This window comes from Maribellus luteus (assembly GCF_003576475.1).
GTDB classification, from domain to species: domain Bacteria; phylum Bacteroidota; class Bacteroidia; order Bacteroidales; family Prolixibacteraceae; genus Draconibacterium; species Draconibacterium luteum.
On sequence record NZ_QWGR01000003.1, the window covers coordinates 363349 to 376988 of the forward strand.

Sequence of the window (13640 nt, forward strand, 5' to 3'; positions counted from 1 at the left end):
CCAGCTTTTCTTATTTCAATGTTTTCAGGTATTCAATAATATTGTTTACATCATCGTCTGAAAGTTGCCCTTCATACGTCAGCATCAGCCCTTTCTGATAGCCGTCAGCAATATCAGCATTCGGATCAAATATCGAGCGTTTGATGTATTCTTCATCCACGGTAACCTCGCGTTTATCACGCCCGGTTACAACAGTTTGTGTTTCGCCCCAGATTCCTTTAAAACTTGGCCCAACGAGGCGGGTTCCGTCGATGGTATGGCAGGCAAAACAGCCAATATTCTGCATAATCCGTTTTCCGGTAGCTGCAGGCGATTCAACCGCTGCCACCGAAGCTGCCACACTTGTAGTATCGGCAATCCAGGCCTGAAAAGCCGAATCTTTCATAACCTCCACATAGGTATACATGTAGGAGTGCTGCAAACCGCAATACTCGGCACAAAACAATTCGTAAGTTCCTTCTTTCTGCGGTTCAAACCACATAAAATTGTCTTTCTTTCCGGGCACCATGTCCTGTTTTACCCGGAAAGCCGGAATGTACAAACTGTGCAGTACATCCATCGCCACCAAGTTCAGTTTCACCGGTTTGTCTTTCGGAAGAAACAAGGTATCCGACCTTCTCCCGTTATCGTATTCAAAACTAAAATTCCACATCCGGCCGTAAACCGTTACTTCCATGGCATCTTTTGGCGGCTTGTGCATGGGTTTCCAGCCTGCCCAGCCATAATAAAACATCAGCATGGTCAGCAAAAACGGAATGATCGTCCAGATGATCTCCAGTTTTGTACTTCCCTCGATCTGAGTCGGTTTCGGATTTTTCTTTTTATTGTACTTGTAAATGAAATACAACATAACAGCCGTTAAACCAATCAGGAATATGAAACATATTGCCAGGATTATAATAAAGGCCGTGTCAACACCTTGTACAAAATTTGAGGCTTGAGTCACTTCTGAGTTCATAGCTATCTATAAAGGTAATCTAAAAAGGTTATCACTATCATCACCAAAAAGATGGCGAACACAAAGCCGACCATAATCTTGATATAAGGTTTATCGTATTTCAGGTGCATGAAATAGTTCAAAACCAGATATGATTTAACTATTGCAAACAATAAGGCAGCTGCCACCGTATAGTCCCGCAGTTCGATGCTGGTGATCCATACCGACGCAAAAGTGAGAGCCAGTAAGGCAATCAACACAACAAAATACAGCCGATAGGGAACTATGTGATGCTTTTCTCCGGACATATTGATTTAGTTTTAGTGTATTAAGTAAAATAACGGGAACAGGAAAATCCAGATCAGGTCGACCAGGTGCCAGTACAGTCCGCAATTATCGAGCAGCGAAGGCCGGTCGGGATGCACTTTCCCTCGTACAAGGCCACGTACGGCAAAAACCATGATCGCCATCCCGATGATGATGTGCAGGGCATGCAAGCCGGTCATTACGAAGTACAATCCGAAAAACAAAACCTCGCCGTGGCTCATTTCGTTCATCATGTGTTCTGATCCCGGCCAGATTCCGTGCGAAAATTTCACTCCCCACTCAAAGTATTTATTGACCAAAAAAGCAAGCCCGATCACAAAAGTGACACTCACCAGGGCTATCGCCACATTTCGCTGTCCTTTTTGCAAAGCAGTAGTAGCCATGGCAATGGTCATACTACTTATCAGCAGGATAACGGTATTCACTGTCCCGATAACCCGGTTCAACTCCTCGCCTGCCAGGTGAAATGCCTCGGGGTTCATATAGCGGTACACTGCGTAAATAACGAACAGCGCTCCAAAAAGCAGTAATTCAGTAAATATAAACAACCACATGCCGACTTTCGACGACTCGGCATCGTACATATCGGGATGTTCTACATGATGTGCATGTTCCATATCCGTTTAGTTAAGTTTTATTCGTAATTGTAAGGTCCGTCTTTTTCTCCGAGTACCGGTTCTTCGTCAAAGTTCAACACCGGAGGAGGCGATGGAACGGTCCATTCGAGGGTTCTACCGTGCCATGGATTGGCTTCGGCAGGCGCTCCTTTTCGGGCTGAACGCACCAGGTTCACCACAATGATAATGAAACCGGTTACCAGTACCCAGGAACCGAACGTACTCAGGATGTTACCACCATGGAATTCTTCGAGGTAGTCGTAATAACGGCGGGGCATCCCCATCATTCCCAGGTAAAACATGGGCGTATAAAGTGCCAGGAAACCAACAAAGAAAACCAGCCAGCCGGTGTTGGCCCAGGCTTTATCATACATTCGCCCAAAAATTTTTGGGAACCAGTAATGAATGGCGGCAAAAAAGGCAAAACCTGTTCCGCCAAATACGATGTAGTGGAAATGCGCTACCACAAAAGCCGTGTCGTGTACATGAACATCGGTTGCCAGAGCTCCCAGAACAAGGCCGCTTAAACCACCGATCATAAAAACAAAAATAAACGACACCGCCCAGTAAAAGGGAGTTTGAACATTGATCGATCCTTTGTACAGGGTCGAAATCCAGTTGAACACCTTAATGGCACTCGGAATCGCCACTATAAATGTCAACAGCGAGAAATAATACTGGGCTGTTCCGCTCATCCCGGCCGTGAACATGTGGTGTCCCCAAACAAGGTATCCCACAAATGCAATGGCCATTGTTGAAGCGATGAGTGCTTTGTACCCAAAAATATGTTTTTGTGCAAAAGTCGGTATAATCTCAGAAATCGCCCCCATGGCCGGAAGTATCATGATGTAAACCGCCGGATGCGAATAAATCCAGAATAAATGCTGGTAAAGGATGGGATCACCTCCCAGTGCAGGGTCAAAAATACCGACACCAAACACACGCTCCAGCGCTACCAGTACCAGGGTGATACCTACCACCGGCGTTGCCAAAAGCTGAATCCAGGCGGTTCCGTACAGCGTCCAAACAAAAAGCGGCAGTTTCATCCACTTCATTCCTTTACACCGTAAGCGGTGAATGGTTACCAAAAAGTTCAGCCCGGTAAGAATGGATGAAAACCCTAATACAAAGGCGCCAAAAATGGCCGGTAACATGTTTGTTCCTGTTTTAAAACTGTAAGGTGCGTAAAAAGTCCAGCCGGTGTCGGGCGACCCTTTACCAAAAAGCAAAGCTGCCAGTACCAGGAAAACTCCGGCCACATACAACCACCACGACAGCAGGTTCAGTTTTGGGAAAGCTACATCGCGTGCGCCGATCATAATCGGCAACATCAGGTTACCAAAAACTGCCGGCAGTCCGGGGACCACCACCATAAATATCATGATCACACCATGAACGGTAAAAACCGAATTGTAAGTCTGGGCTTCCATGATGGTTTTTCCGGGAGCCAGCAATTCGAATTTCATGGCCAGCCCCAGTAATACACCTGTTGTAAACATGGTAGCTATTGAATACAGATACAACAGTCCGATTCTTTTGTGATCTGTTGATAAAATCCATCCGAGCAAACCTTTGTACTTTCCCTGATAGGTTAAATAATTTGCTCCGTTAACAGCAGTTGTTTGCATAAAGTTTTATTTAAATTGACTTCTTACGTTTTGGTTTTATTACCAAAACAAGCAGCAACACCACAGCAAAAAACATGATCAGTGTTCCGCCAATTTTTGTGACATTTAGTACATATGTTTGACCTTGCGGGTCGTATGAATAACAAAACCGTAAAACCTTGTTGAGGGTAGGTCCCGACTGTCCTTTGGAGGCTTCCACAATCGCCATTTTCCATTCAAAAGGCAAAAAGTACAAACCGTTCAGGTAGCGGGTTATTTTGCCATCGGGGCTGACAACTGTCAGCGATGCCGCATGCAAATAATCGTTGCCAGTTTTTTTGTATTTAAAACCTGTTGCCGTGGTAGCCCTTAAAATACTGGCCGTGTCCGAGACAAAATATTTCCACCCGGTTTTTGCGGCTTCCACTTTGTCGGCATTGTTCATCAGGTTCAGGTAATTGTTTTTTTTGCGAATCCCCAGATCGATGGTTTCGGTGGGATCAAAACTGATGGTCAGCACCTGGTAATCTTTTCCCGGTATTAACTCCGACTTGTCCATCACACCTGCCACCGCTTCCATCAGCGGGCTGCAAATTCCGGGGCAACGGTAATATACAAAGTTGATGATGGTGGGTTTATCAATAAGATCGGCCAGCCAAACCTGCTCCCCAGCTTCGTTGATAAGCGAAATACTATCGGGAAGAAAATCATCGAGATGTTCAACTACTCCGATTTCCACATCATCGGCACTGGCTGAAGGATTAATAACCTCCTGAGCCAGGATGGCTTTACCACCCCAAAAAAGAAGTACAGTGACAATCAGTAATTTTATGATAAGCTGATTTCTCATTTTTTAATCCAGTTTTAGCAGGCTCTGTCTTTTATCCTTTACTCTGATTTGCTTGTCTGCCATTGGTTTCAGACAAAAGACATCCAAGCAAAAAAGACAATCGACTCAAATTGTTCGTTAATAAAACCACAAAAGCTTCTGAATGTTTATGCAAAACTGCTGTTTCTTAATGTTTTTCGAATTTGCCTGAGTCAGCCTATCCACCAAAAAATCATTTGTTCAGAACACAAATGCCAAAAAACGCAGGAAACATCCGATGAAAAAGGGAGAAAAATTCAAGAGAAATGATTATTTTCACAAGGTCAAAAGCTGAAAAGCTTATTTAAAATATGTTTTACAACATATAAATTCATTCCCTGGATCGACTTTATGTTGAACTACCCCTTCAAGCGAAAAACCCAATGGAACAATCCCCGGTTTTAGTTTGTTCACACAAAATTTCACGAAAATTTACTAATGACTGCTATTGCCGTTCTACTCAATTGTTTATTCAAAAATAAAAGTTGATTTTTTTACCATTTTACGCTGTAACTAACTCTCACCTAGCTATCTGAGACATTTTTGTCTTTTATTCTTAACGAAAAATTGTTATTTGGAACGATCCCCATATTTTATAATTTCGCTACAGAAGGAATGTTAGTTCCTCTGAATTAGTTGATAAAAATTGTCAGTTTTATGGAAAAGAAATCGCGCAGAAGCTTTGTGAAAGCTCTTGGAGTATCTATCGGAGCAGCAGGAGTAGTCGGTGGATCGTCAATTTTGAATTCCTGTACCCAGGTGGCCTCCACCAACAGCGACACAATCACCTTGTTAACTTCAAGCGGCGAGTTGATGAAAGTGGATAAATCGCAGCTAAAACCTGCCGACCTGCCAAGTTTGTCGGAAAATCAAAAGCGTGGTCGCGAAGGCTTACCCGGAAGAAAATTTGTAATGGTAATTGACCTTTCGAAATGCCGGAATGCGCGCCAGTGTATGAAAGCCTGCCAGAACCACCACCAGCTCCGGCCCGAACAGCATCATATTAATGTATTGCAGATGCAGGATGCCGAAAATACGGCTCCGTACTACATGCCCAAGCCCTGTCAGCATTGCGATAACCCGCCCTGTACCAAGGTTTGCCCGGTAAATGCCACTTTCAAACGCGAAGACGGGATTGTGCTGATCGACAACGAACGTTGCATCGGATGCCGTTTCTGTATTGCTGCCTGCCCGTATTCAGCAAGGGTTTTCAACTGGTTTGAACCACGCGACGCCGAAAAATACGAAGGCGTAACCTATAATATCGAAGCCAATGTTCCGCAGAAAAAAGGAACCATTTCTAAATGTTTGTTTAGTGCCGACCGTTTGCGCGATGGTAAACTTCCCTCGTGCGTATCAGCCTGTCCGAACGGCGTTTACTGGTTTGGCGACCAGAACGAAGATGCCGTTACCAACGGAACTACACACGAAACAACCAGCTTTAGCAAGTTAATTAAAGACAATGCAGCGTACACGTTAATGGAAGAACTCGGTACCAAACCAAGGGTTTACTATCTTCCTCCAAAAGACAGGGCATTTCCATTCCAGGGAGAAATTGATCAACACCATTCATAATCAACTAATATCAGCAACATGGATAAAGTCAAATCACCGGAAGAATCCCGGAAGCTGCTAGATAAAATTACATTCGATCTCACGCGTTCCATTGTAAAACGCGACGAGTTCACCAACTTTTGGTACTTTTTACTGATCATCTTTGCCCTCGTCGGATTGTGGGGCTGGGGGATCCAGATACGCGACGGACTTGGCGTTACCGGAATGCGCGATTATGTGTCGTGGGGAATGTACATTGCCAACTTTGTATTTTTTGTGGCCGTTAGTCTGATCGGCTTCCTCATCAGTTCGGCTTTGCATCTTTTGAAAATAAAGTGGTCGAAAGTAATCTCGCGTGTTGCCGAACAAGTGGCAATTGCTGCCGTTGCGCTGGCCGGTATCATTATAGTAACCGACATGGGGCGCCCCGACCGCTTTCTGAATGTGTTCCTGCACGGACGTTTTGCTTCGCCCATTATCTGGGACGTTACGGTGGTAACCACTTATCTCACCATCTCGGTGTTGCTGTATTATTTACCATTGATTCCGGATTTGGCCTTGCTGCGCGATAAAGGCACTGATGACATTCCGCAATGGAAAAGAAATATATACCGCATCCTTGCCCTGGGCTGGAAAGGCCATGCCGAACAATACAAACTGATCGCGCATGCCATGCGTATCCTGATGATTTTGATCATCCCGGTGGGGCTTTCAATCCATACCGTTACTTCGTGGCTGTTTGCCGCCACTTTACGCTCGGGCTGGGACACCACTATTTTCGGACCCTATTTCGTGGCCGGTGCCTTTGTGGCCGGTGTAGCCGCGGTTATCATTGTCATGTTCCTGTACCGTACGCGCTACGGACTAAAAGATTATTTTGAAGATTACCACTTCAACATGATGGGAAAACTGTTTGTGTTGGTTTGCCTGGTTTATCTTTATTTCAACATCAACGAATTCCTGGTTCCGGGTTATAAAATGAAAACGGCTGAAAGTATTCACCTTTCCAACCTGTTTACCGGTAAATATTCCACCATGTTTTGGGCCACGCAATTTTTCGGGTTGCTGCTTCCGATTACACTGATGGTAAACAAATACTTCAGGAAACCGGTACCTATTACAATCATTTCGGTGTTTGTGCTGATCGCTTCGTGGTTCAAGCGTTACATTATTGTAATCCCCACCCTGGAGCATCCATTTCTGCCGGTTCAGAATGTACCCGAGAATTTTCAGCATTACGCGCCCACCAGCATCGAAATCATGATTACGGTGTTTTCGTTTATGGCGGCCTTGCTGATTATTACGGTCCTGGCCAAAATGTTCCCCGTAATTACGATCTGGGAATATGCAGAAGAAAAGGGCATTTCAAGAGAAATTATTTCGGAACCCAAAAAATAAGGAAAGATGAAGAAGCAAATCATACTTACACTGGTAATTGCCCTGATGTCTGTTTTTCAGGGATTGGCGCAGGAATGGTTGGTTCCGGATGATCAGAAAACCTTAACCAATCCGTCGGAATACAATCTTTCCAACGTAAAAAAAGGGAAAGACCTGTACATGAAAAACTGTAAGTCGTGCCACGGCGATCCCGGAAAACACAACGGCTTACCCCTTGTGCCTGCACCACCGGATGTGGTGTCGGAGAAAATGCAGAACAACACCGATGGGGAACTGCACTACAAAATCACCAAAGGACGAGGTGGAATGCCTCAGTTCGAGATTACCATTTCGGATGACGACCGCTGGAGACTGATCAACTTTATCCGGAACTTTGATCCTTCGCGCGAACAACTTTTGGTAGATGCTCCGCCTAAAAAAGCAAAACTGCTGGCTTCGGTCAACGAAGTAGAAAAGAAAGTGGAGATTTTTGCTGAAGTGGAAGACGCCAACGGGTCGTTTGTAACCTTAACCGACGCTGCCGTAAAAATCTCGGCTAAAAAAGCTTTTGGAAACCTGCCAATCGGAGAAGTGCTTACCAATGCCGACGGCCGTGCGGAATACAAAATTCCGGAAACACTGATCGGTGACGAAAACGGGATGGTAAACATTGTGGTTCAGTTGGATGAAGCCTATATTACCGACAATGTTGTGCTGGATGCCGCTAAAGTAGGGCAACTCAAGCCGCAACCCAAGCTGATCAAAAAAGAAATTTTGTGGTCGACCAACGAAAACATCCAAACCTGGTTATTGTTATCCTACCTGGGTGCAGTTGGCGCTGCCTGGGCGGCCATCGCTTACGTAGTATTCCAGATTTTTAAGATCTGGCGCCTCGGAAAAGAATAAGATCGTTATGAATATATTTTACCTGTTGATAGGAGTGAGTTTGCTGGCGGCCCTGATTTTTTTGGGAGCCTTTATCTGGGCGGTGCGCAATGGCCAGTTCGATGACAACGAGACACCTTCGATCAGGGTATTATTCGACGACGATGAACCGGAGACGGAAATAAACGAAGAAAAAAAACAAACGACATAAATCCAGATTATGGAAAATCAAAAATTCTACTACGACAACAAAATTGTTAAGCTGTTTATCCTTGCCACATTGGTTTGGGGAGTTGTCGGTATCCTTGTTGGAATTCTGGCAGCGGCCCAACTGGCGTTCCCGGTATTCAACTTCGGATTGGAATATACCACTTTCGGGCGGGTACGGCCTCTGCACACCAATGCGATCATTTTTGCATTTGTGGGAAACGCCATTTTTGCGGGAGTTTACTACTCCATGCAAAAGCTGCTCAAAACCCGCATGTTCAGCGATACTTTGAGCAAAATTCATTTTTGGGGCTGGCAAACCATTATTGTGCTGGCGGCAGTAACCCTGCTGGCCGGAATCACAACCAGTAAAGAATATGCCGAACTGGAATGGCCGATCGACATTATGATCACCATTATCTGGGTAATATTTGGCTGGAACATGATCGGGACACTGATTGTACGTCGTGTTCAGCACATTTACGCAGCCATTTGGTGGTACCTGGCTACTTTTCTGGGAGTAGCCATTTTGCATGTAGTAAACTCTTTTGAGTTGCCCATCTCCTTATTCAAAAGTTATTCGATTTACGCCGGGGCACAGGATGCTGTGGTACAATGGTGGTACGGTCACAACGCCGTGGCTTTCTTCCTTACCACGCCATTCCTGGGGCTAATGTATTACTACCTGCCCAAAGCAGCCAACCGGCCAATCTACTCGTATAAATTATCCATCATCCACTTCTGGTCGCTCATTTTCCTGTATATGTGGGCCGGACCTCACCACCTGCTTTACCAGGCATTACCTGAATGGGCGCAGGCACTGGGAGTAACCTTCTCGATCATGCTGATTGCTCCAAGCTGGGGAGGTATGATCAACGGATTACTAACGCTGAGAGGAGCCTGGGACAAAGTTCGCGACAGTGCGGCACTGAAATTCCTGGTAGTGGGTGTAACCGCTTACGGTATGTCGACCTTTGAAGGACCGATGATGTCGCTGAAAACCGTGAACCAGATCACTCACTTTACCGACTGGACCATCGCCCACGTTCACATTGCCGGAATGGGCTGGAACGGAGGCCTTGTGTTTGGGATGTTGTACTGGCTGGTTCCCAAATTATTCAAATCAAAACTATTTTCAGAAAAACTGGCCAACATCCATTTCTGGATGTCAACACTGGCCATCCTGCTGTATGCAATTCCGTTGTACTGGGCAGCTGTTACCCAATGGCTGATGTGGCAGGAATATACTCCCGAAGGATTTTTGGCGTATCCGAACTTCCTCGAAACACTCACCCAAATTGTACCGATGTACATGGTGCGTGTAGTAGCCGGATTCTTATTTCTGGGAGGCTTCCTGATTATGGTATTCAACCTGGCCAAGACAATGAAAGCCGGTAGTTTTATCAACAACGAAGCATCGGAAGCACCGGCACTTGTACTTGCAGGAAAACGAAATCCGGTTACAGAAACTGTTCACCGCTGGATGGAACGCAAAGCTGTGCGGTTTTCAATTCTTACTTTCGTTGCATTGGCTATCGGTGGTGCAGTGGAAATTATCCCGATGATCTTTATCAAGTCAAATGTTCCAACACTGGAGTCGGTTACACCTTATACGCCGCTTGAGTTGGAAGGACGTGACATTTATGTTGCCGAAGGCTGTTATGTGTGTCACTCGCAAATGGTTCGCCCCTTCCGCTGGGAAACCGACCGCTACGGAGAATACTCCAAAATCGGTGAGTTTGTATACGATTATCCGTTCCAGTGGGGCTCGCGCCGAACCGGACCTGATTTGGCCCGTGCCGGTGTAATCGGAGGCCCCATGTATAAAAACGCAGCATGGCACTACAACCACTTCATGGATCCGCAGAAAATGAACGAAGAATCCATTATGCCTAATTATGCGTGGCTGGCGGTTAAAAACGTGGACGTAACCATGACTCCGAAGAAAATCAGGGCGATGCAAACGCTGGGAGTTCCTTACGAAGAAGGTTACGACCAAAAAGCAGTGGCTGATCTGATGGCACAGGCACAAACAATTTCCGACGACCTGAAAGCTTCGGGAATTGAGCTGGCACCCGAGAAACAAATGATCGCATTGATTGCATACCTCCACAAACTGGGGCGCGATATCATGAGTGAAAATGCCGCGGTGACCGAAGAGCATGGTGAAACTGCCGAACAACAACAGGCCCATGAAATAACACTGCTCGACACGCCGGAAGACCTCGAGGCAGGCAAAAAACTCTACCAGGCCAACTGTGTGGTTTGCCACGGTCCGGAAGGAAAAGGAATACCACCTGCCTTCCCCAGCCTGGTAGACGACGAGTGGATCAAAGGCAACAAACCTGCCGATGTGTACCATTCCATTGCTGAAGGAAACGTTGCCAAGGGAATGATTCCGTACAAAAACATGTTGTCGGAAAAACAAATCACACAACTCGCAAGTTATGTGCTGATTACACTTCACGAACAGAACCAGGAAAAATAAAAGCGAATGAAGATTGTTAGTGACCTATTAACGAGTATTGAAGGAATCCAGATCTTTTACATTGTTGGATTGCTCATTTTTGTGGTGCTGTTTATTGTTATCACCATTCGTACCATGCGAATGCCCGACAAAGAAATGGAGAACATAAAAAACTCAATACTGGCGGATGGCGAATCCGAAGAAATAACCACTTCAAATTAAACCGTAAAGCTATGTCAGAAGAAAAAATAAAGCATACCGAACAGGATGATCACATTACGGATCACGACTACGATGGAATAAAAGAGCTGGACAATCCGCCTCCGCGCTGGATCATGCTGCTTTTCTACATCACCATTGGCTGGGCTATTATTTACGGTGCCTATTATTTTTGGTTGAAAGAAGGCGACCACCAGGATGCTGAGTACGCCCGTAAATCGGAAAAACACGATCAGAAATACCAGATTGCATCTTTGTCGGCTGACGACTTGGTAGCCTTTACCGATGAAGCCTCGCTGGCCGAAGGGAAACAGATTTACACCGATATGGCTTGTATGGCCTGTCACGGATTAAACGGCGAAGGCAATGCGATTGGCCCTAACCTTACCGATAAATTCTGGATTCACGGATGCGATATTCAAAGCGTGTTCAATGTGATCAAAAACGGGGTTCCGGCCAAAGGGATGACCGCTTTTAAAGGCCAGATCAGTGACGAGAAAATTCAGAAAGTAGCCAGTTACATACTTAGCATGAAGGACTCGAATCCGGCAAATGCCAAAGATCCGCAGGGTGTTGAGTGTAACAACTAATTCACAGATATAAAGAAGAGAGGGGAAGTTGCTTCCCCCTTTTTTAGTTTTATTTTGAACATATGCCAACTCAGGAATTGACTTTCAGGGACAAACCCATTAACCTGAACGAACGGGGCGGAAGAAAATGGGTGTACGCCAAAAAGCCTTCCGGAAAATGGTGGAAACGCCGGACCATTGTTGCCTGGCTGTTACTGGGGTTTTGGGTAGCAGTACCTTTTATCCGGATCAACGGAAACCCGCTTATTCTACTCGACATTGCGAACCGGAAATTCATCATTTTTGGCGCTATCTTCTGGGCGCAGGACACTTTTATTCTGGCCTTGCTGATGTTGTCGTTTGTGCTTTTCATCGTATTGTTTACCGTTACCTACGGACGTTTGTGGTGCGGCTGGACCTGCCCGCAAACCATATTCCTGGAAATGGTTTTCCGGCGCATCGAATACCTGATTGAAGGTGACTACCGCGAGCGCCACCAACTGGACAACAGCCCCTGGACTACCAAAAAGATTTTCAAAAAGACACTTAAACACGGCATATTCATATTGATTTCGGTGGCGATGACCAATGTTTTCCTGATGTGGTTTATTGGCAGCGAACGCTGGCTGCAGTTGATCACCGAACCCATATCTCAGCATTTGGGAGGCTTCGGCATTATGTTGCTCATCTCAGCAGTATTTTACTGGATCTACTCGTTTTTTCGCGAGCAAATTTGCACAATGGTTTGCCCTTACGGAAGAATGCAGGGGGTTTTGCTCGATTCAAAATCGATTATGGTTGCCTACGATTATGTGCGTGGCGAACCGCGTGGCGGCAGGGGAAGCGGCGATTGTACCGATTGCAAGCAATGCATTTCAGTGTGCCCCACCGGTATCGACATTCGGAACGGAACGCAGCTTGAATGTATTAATTGTACTGCCTGTATCGACCAGTGCAACAAAATCATGAAAGTGATCGGGAAGCCGCAGGGCTTGATTCGTTATACCTCCGAAGCGGCGATTAAAGGCGGCCACTCTTCGGTGTGGAACGCCAGAAACCGGGCTTACACAGTGGTACTTTTTATCATTTTTGCATTTTTTGTTTTCACGCTGGTTTCCCGTCCCGAAATTGAAACAACTATTTTGCGCACTCCGGGGTTGATTTACCAGGAGCAGGATTCCACCTATTCGAATGTGTACAACATCAAAATCGTAAACAAAACCCACGAAGAAATGCCGCTGGAACTGAGACTTCTCTCGCACAAAGGGAAAATTCAGATGGCAGGGAACTCAATGGTGATTAAGGACCAGGACAAATTCGAATCCACATTTTTAGTGTATATTCCGAAACCGGAAATTACGAGCGACAAAACCGAGATCGAGTTTGGAATTTTCAGCAACGATAAGCTATTGGAGAAATATACGACCACTTTTGTTGGGCCGTAGGAATAAGTTTGCAGTCGCAGTTGACCATAGTTGACAGTCGCAGTTATTAGTTTAGAGAAAATTAGAATCAGTTGATATGAAGAAATTTACGTGGGGGACAGGAATTTTTCTTTTTCTGGTACTGTTTTTAGCAGGATCAGCCGTCTTTATCATTTTTGCATCGCGGCAAACGGTAAACCTTGTTCACAAGGATTATTATGAGAAGGGCGTGGATTATTCCGAGGAGATCAAGGTAAAAGAGCGGTCGAAAGAATTCCTGAATGCCCTGGATATTCAGACCACCAACGAAAGCCTTCTGGTAAACATTGCTCCAGAAGTTGCGGCCAAAATCGATTCAGGAAGCATGTACTTGTACCGTCCTTCCGATAGTAAGGAAGACATTACACTTACCCTGGAAGAACCCACGAGCCAGGTTTCATTCCGGAAATCGGAACTAAAAAACGGAAGGTACATCCTCAAATTCACCTGGTACAACAAGGGCGTAAAATACCAGATACAACGGCCGGTAAATGTACAGTAACAACCTGAACTGACACTTCATTACTAACTTTAGTACAATAT

Annotated in this window: 14 protein-coding genes; 9 read left to right on the forward strand and 5 right to left on the reverse strand. The window is 45.5% G+C overall.

Annotated features, from left to right (window positions below; genetic code table 11):
• Nucleotides 1-10: 10 nt before the first annotated feature.
• Genes coxB through D1614_RS07100 form a run of 5 tightly spaced genes read right to left on the reverse strand, consistent with a single transcriptional unit; the run spans nt 11 to nt 4338 of the window.
• Nucleotides 11-958 (reverse strand): cytochrome c oxidase subunit II, encoded by a 948-nt coding sequence (gene coxB / locus D1614_RS07080; protein ID WP_119437191.1) that lies wholly within the window; start codon nt 956-958, stop codon nt 11-13.
• 2 nt (nt 959-960) lie between these two features.
• The gene (locus D1614_RS07085) at nt 961-1245 is read right to left on the reverse strand and encodes a cytochrome C oxidase subunit IV family protein (protein ID WP_119437192.1); all 285 of its coding nucleotides are present in this window, start codon (nt 1243-1245) and stop codon (nt 961-963) included.
• 12 nt (nt 1246-1257) lie between these two features.
• The gene (locus tag D1614_RS07090) at nt 1258-1881 is read right to left on the reverse strand and encodes a cytochrome c oxidase subunit 3 family protein (RefSeq protein WP_119437193.1); all 624 of its coding nucleotides are present in this window, start codon (nt 1879-1881) and stop codon (nt 1258-1260) included.
• 17 nt (nt 1882-1898) lie between these two features.
• Nucleotides 1899-3509: a cytochrome c oxidase subunit I gene (locus D1614_RS07095; RefSeq protein WP_119437194.1), complete on the reverse strand. Its 1611-nt coding sequence runs from the start codon at nt 3507-3509 to the stop codon at nt 1899-1901.
• 10 nt (nt 3510-3519) lie between these two features.
• Nucleotides 3520-4338 carry an SCO family protein gene (locus D1614_RS07100; protein ID WP_119437195.1) on the reverse strand — a complete coding sequence of 273 codons (819 nt, stop codon included), beginning with the start codon at nt 4336-4338 and terminating at the stop codon, nt 3520-3522.
• 675 nt (nt 4339-5013) lie between these two features.
• Between D1614_RS07100 and D1614_RS07110 the strand changes: the two genes are divergently transcribed.
• From D1614_RS07110 to D1614_RS07150, 9 genes are all read left to right on the forward strand, one after another.
• Entirely contained in the window at nt 5014-5931 is a 918-nt protein-coding gene (locus D1614_RS07110) for a 4Fe-4S dicluster domain-containing protein (protein ID WP_119437197.1), read from the forward strand.
• A gap of 18 nt (nt 5932-5949) precedes the next feature.
• Complete coding sequence (gene nrfD / locus D1614_RS07115; RefSeq protein ID WP_119437198.1) at nt 5950-7308, forward strand: NrfD/PsrC family molybdoenzyme membrane anchor subunit; 1359 nt, start codon at nt 5950-5952, stop codon at nt 7306-7308.
• Between the two features lie 6 nt (nt 7309-7314).
• Nucleotides 7315-8193 (forward strand): c-type cytochrome, encoded by an 879-nt coding sequence (locus D1614_RS07120; protein ID WP_119437199.1) that lies wholly within the window; start codon nt 7315-7317, stop codon nt 8191-8193.
• Nucleotides 8194-8200: 7 nt separating this feature from the next.
• Nucleotides 8201-8383: a cbb3-type cytochrome oxidase assembly protein CcoS gene (gene ccoS, locus D1614_RS07125; protein ID WP_119437200.1), complete on the forward strand. Its 183-nt coding sequence runs from the start codon at nt 8201-8203 to the stop codon at nt 8381-8383.
• Between the two features lie 9 nt (nt 8384-8392).
• A complete protein-coding gene (ccoN, locus tag D1614_RS07130) occupies nt 8393-10867 on the forward strand; it encodes a cytochrome-c oxidase, cbb3-type subunit I (RefSeq protein WP_162304441.1) in 2475 nt (824 codons plus the stop codon).
• A gap of 6 nt (nt 10868-10873) precedes the next feature.
• Nucleotides 10874-11068 (forward strand): cbb3-type cytochrome c oxidase subunit 3, encoded by a 195-nt coding sequence (locus tag D1614_RS07135; RefSeq protein ID WP_119437201.1) that lies wholly within the window; start codon nt 10874-10876, stop codon nt 11066-11068.
• Between the two features lie 11 nt (nt 11069-11079).
• Nucleotides 11080-11655, forward strand: coding sequence for a cbb3-type cytochrome c oxidase N-terminal domain-containing protein (locus D1614_RS07140; RefSeq protein ID WP_119437202.1), 576 nt, complete (start codon nt 11080-11082; stop codon nt 11653-11655).
• A gap of 62 nt (nt 11656-11717) precedes the next feature.
• Nucleotides 11718-13079, forward strand: a complete 1362-nt coding sequence (gene ccoG, locus D1614_RS07145; RefSeq protein WP_119437203.1) for a cytochrome c oxidase accessory protein CcoG — start codon at nt 11718-11720, stop codon at nt 13077-13079.
• Between the two features lie 76 nt (nt 13080-13155).
• Nucleotides 13156-13599, forward strand: a complete 444-nt coding sequence (locus tag D1614_RS07150; protein WP_119437204.1) for a FixH family protein — start codon at nt 13156-13158, stop codon at nt 13597-13599.
• Nucleotides 13600-13640: the final 41 nt, after the last annotated feature.

Excerpts from the sequence above, each read along its gene's own strand:
- coxB (WP_119437191.1), bottom strand. The coding sequence starts at position 958 with ATGAACTCAGAAGTGACTCAAGCCTCAAATTTTGTACAAGGTGTTGAC.
- D1614_RS07085 (WP_119437192.1), bottom strand. The coding sequence starts at position 1,245 with ATGTCCGGAGAAAAGCATCACATAGTTCCCTATCGGCTGTATTTTGTT.
- D1614_RS07090 (WP_119437193.1), bottom strand. The coding sequence starts at position 1,881 with ATGGAACATGCACATCATGTAGAACATCCCGATATGTACGATGCCGAG.
- D1614_RS07095 (WP_119437194.1), bottom strand. The coding sequence starts at position 3,509 with ATGCAAACAACTGCTGTTAACGGAGCAAATTATTTAACCTATCAGGGA.
- D1614_RS07100 (WP_119437195.1), bottom strand. The coding sequence starts at position 4,338 with ATGAGAAATCAGCTTATCATAAAATTACTGATTGTCACTGTACTTCTT.
- D1614_RS07110 (WP_119437197.1), top strand. The coding sequence starts at position 5,014 with ATGGAAAAGAAATCGCGCAGAAGCTTTGTGAAAGCTCTTGGAGTATCT.
- nrfD (WP_119437198.1), top strand. The coding sequence starts at position 5,950 with ATGGATAAAGTCAAATCACCGGAAGAATCCCGGAAGCTGCTAGATAAA.
- D1614_RS07120 (WP_119437199.1), top strand. The coding sequence starts at position 7,315 with ATGAAGAAGCAAATCATACTTACACTGGTAATTGCCCTGATGTCTGTT.
- ccoS (WP_119437200.1), top strand. The coding sequence starts at position 8,201 with ATGAATATATTTTACCTGTTGATAGGAGTGAGTTTGCTGGCGGCCCTG.
- ccoN (WP_162304441.1), top strand. The coding sequence starts at position 8,393 with ATGGAAAATCAAAAATTCTACTACGACAACAAAATTGTTAAGCTGTTT.
- D1614_RS07135 (WP_119437201.1), top strand. The coding sequence starts at position 10,874 with ATGAAGATTGTTAGTGACCTATTAACGAGTATTGAAGGAATCCAGATC.
- D1614_RS07140 (WP_119437202.1), top strand. The coding sequence starts at position 11,080 with ATGTCAGAAGAAAAAATAAAGCATACCGAACAGGATGATCACATTACG.
- ccoG (WP_119437203.1), top strand. The coding sequence starts at position 11,718 with ATGCCAACTCAGGAATTGACTTTCAGGGACAAACCCATTAACCTGAAC.
- D1614_RS07150 (WP_119437204.1), top strand. The coding sequence starts at position 13,156 with ATGAAGAAATTTACGTGGGGGACAGGAATTTTTCTTTTTCTGGTACTG.